Raw genomic sequence first — 237 nt, 5'->3', positions numbered from 1 at the left:
GATCTGCTTTATAACCTGGTGTATTCGCATTTGCAATATTATTCGCTAAAGCTTCCTGTTGCCTTTGCTGTGATATCATTCCACTTGCTGCTGTATAAAAGCCTCGTAACATGTTTCATTCCTCCTCCACAGGGCACTGCTTTTCCATTTGAGTAAATTACAAGAGGGTGTTCAAAAAGTCGGTAAAAATGACATACCAAATTTCTAGTTCCATTTTGAACTCGCACGTGTAAGATA

1 protein-coding gene is annotated in these 237 nt (G+C 38.8%); it reads right to left on the bottom strand.

What is annotated here, in order from left to right; all coding sequences use genetic code 11:
- Positions 1-79, bottom strand: a 79-nt coding sequence (locus tag Q4548_RS17355) for a flagellar basal body protein (protein WP_369281309.1), incomplete at its 3' end; no start/stop codon positions are given.
- Positions 80-237 lie beyond the last annotated feature (158 nt).

Source organism: Wenyingzhuangia sp. 2_MG-2023, from assembly GCF_030548295.1.
Taxonomy (GTDB): domain Bacteria; phylum Bacteroidota; class Bacteroidia; order Flavobacteriales; family Flavobacteriaceae; genus Wenyingzhuangia.
Note: the sequence above shows the minus strand (reverse complement) of the source record. Positions and strands in the feature narration are given on the sequence as shown.